The sequence below is a fragment of the Nonomuraea sp. NPDC001684 genome (assembly GCF_053596515.1).
Window position 1 is genome coordinate 1 of record NZ_JBSFGJ010000743.1, and the last position, 2,780, is coordinate 2,780.

General features: G+C 75.3%; 1 protein-coding gene. It reads left to right on the forward strand.

Features of this window, described 5'->3' with window-relative positions:
* On the forward strand, nucleotides 1–2,780 hold a 2,780-nt coding region (locus ACWCSD_RS51015; RefSeq protein WP_449926861.1), incomplete at both ends, for an AMP-binding protein.

A 2,780-nucleotide genomic window follows, 5' to 3' on the forward strand; every position in this document is an offset into this window, starting at 1 on the left:
GGTCCGGCCGCACCCGCGAGGAGGCCGAGTCGGCACGGCGCAGCCTGGCCGGCTTCTTCGCAGGGCTGCCGGAGGACCGCTACGCCGACGTGGCGGGCACCCTCCAGCAGGGACGCGTCCACCACCCCGTGCGCGGCGCGGTGGTCTGCCGGAGCGCCGCGGAGGCCGCCCTCGCCCTGGGCCGGGAGCACGCCTACGAGCAGGAGCCGGTCCGCCCGACCCTCTCCGCCGAGCCAGCCGGCCTGTACGGCGTGGAGCCGGTGTTCACCCAGGCCGTGGACGTGTGCGAAGAGGCACTCGAAGCCCGCGGCGTCCAGGCGTCACCCGCCCTCACCGCCGCCTACGGGCTGGCCGCCACCCTCGCCGCCTGGGGCGTGCTGCCGGACGTCCCGGACCCCGTGGCCCTCGCGGACGACCCCTCGCCGCACGACACGCTCGCCGCCCTCACGCGGGCGAACGCCGGGGCCGACGTCGAGGCGGGTCCCGACCGGGCGGGGCTGCTGGCCGCCGTGGCCAGGTTCTGGACGGGCGGCGGCCGGGTGGACTGGGCCGCGCTCGACCCCGATCATCCGCTGCAACGCGTCCCCATCCCGAGGCCGCAGCCGGAGCTGCCCGCCTCCGTGGAGGAGCCGCGCCCGCTGTCGGCGGTGCCGTACTCGTTCTGGGTGCTGGAGCAGCTCGCGCCGGACAGCGGCGTGTCGAACCTGGCGGTGGCGCTCAGGTTCGAGACGCCGCTGCGCCGGCTGCCGCTGCAGATCGCGGTGAACCGGCTGGTCAAGCGGCACCCGGCGCTGCGCCTGCGGTTCCCCGTGGTGGACGGGACGCCCGTCCGGCACCTGGTGGCCCCGCAGGACGCCCAGCTGAAGGTCGAGACCCGGGCCACGACGGAGGAGACGCTGGTCGCGGACCTGCGAGCCTTCCTGGACGAGCCCTTCGACCTGGGCCGCGACCTGCTCATCAGGGTGGGACACTTCACCCTGCCCGACGGCGCGGGAACCGTGGTGTGCCTGGCCGGCCACCACATCATCATCGACGGCACCTCCATGCAGCTCCTGGTGGAGGAGCTGGGCCGCTTCTACGACAGCCAGACCGGGCACGGCTCGCTGCCCCCGGAGCTGGCGGGGCCCGCGCCGATGCTGGAGCCGGGGGAGCCGTCGGAGGAGTCGATCGGCTACTGGCTGGACCGGCTCGACGGCGTCGACCCCGGCGCCATGGTGCTGCCGGGCAGCCGGCACTCGCCGGGCCGTCCGACGTTCGCCGGGCACACCTGCTCCTGGCAGGTGGACGCCGAGACGGTGGCGGCCCTGGACGAGCTGCGCGCCAGGCTGCGCACCACCGGCAACATCGTGCTGGCCACCGCCTTCCTGCTGACGCTGCGCGGGCACGGCGCCGGGCCGGACCTGGTGATCGGCATGCCGGTCAGCACCAAGACGGGCGAGCAGCACCGGCGCGTCGGCTACGCCGTGAGCACCCTGCCGCTGCGCGTCCACGTCGAGCTGGACGACGACTTCGAACAGGTCGCCAGGCGCGTGGAGGAGGCGTTCGCGGAGGGCGTCGAGCACGCCGGGGCCTCGGTGGAGGCGGTGCTGACCCGCCGCGGGCACGGCACGGACGACTGGCGGGTCCCGCTGTTCCGGCACATGTTCAACTACCGGCCCTGGAGCGACGAGAAGGTGCACATCCAGGGCGAGGTGCCCGGATACGTCGACAACCTGATCGACCGCAGCCGCCTGGACATGCAGTGCAACGTCATCCAGGAGCCGGACCGGCTCACCGTCCGCATGGTGCACAGCACCGAGGTGCACGACGAGGACGAGATCGCGGCGTTCACCGCCAGGCTGTGCGCGGTGGTGCGGCAGGCGGCGCGCGGCGGCGTGCCGGACGTGTTCTCCCCGGCCGACCGGGCGCTGCTCGACCGGGTCAACGACACGGGCCGTACCTGGCCGGGCACGCTGGCCGGGCGCATCGTGCCGGGCCCGGCCGTGGCGGTGCGCGAGGGCGGGCACGAGGTCACCTACGACGAGCTGCTGGGGCGCGCGGCCGCGGTCCGCGACCTGCTGCGCGAGCGAGGGGTGGGCGGCGGCGACGTCGTCGCCCTGGCCCTGGGACGCTCGGCGGACCTGGTGGCGGCGGTCCTCGGCGTGTGGCAGGCGGGAGCCGCGTTCCTGCCGCTGGACGTGCGGCAACCGGAGTCGCGCCTGGCCTTCCAGGTGGCCGACTCGGGGGCGCGGCTGGTCGTCGCGGCGGGCGGTCCGCACTGGGCGGGCGGGACGCCGGTCGTGCCGATGCCCGGCACGCCGGGAGAGCCCGGACCCGCCGGGGCCGGGGACATCGCCTATGTCATCTACACCTCCGGCTCCACCGGGCAGCCCAAGGGCGTGCAGGTCACCCACGCGAACCTGACGAACCTCGTGCTCGACTTCGCCGACCGGCTGGGCGCGCCCACCAGCGTCCTGTGGTCCACCACCACCTCCTTCGACATCTCCTGGCTGGAGCTGCTGCTGCCGCTGGCCTCCGGCGGCACCGTGGTCGTGGCCTCCGACGAGGACCAGGTGCAGCCGGGCAGGTTCCTGGAGCTGATCGCCGCGAGCGACGTCCAGGTCGTGCAGGCCACCCCCACCGCGTGGCGGCTGATCGCGCCGGAGGCCGGGCGCGAGCTGGCCGGGCGCACGGTGCTGTGCGGCGGCGAGCCGATGCCCGCCGCCCTGGCCAGGGACCTGCTGGAGGCCCGGCGGATAGCCGAGGGCCGGATCAGTGGGCACGACCCCCGCCACGACCAT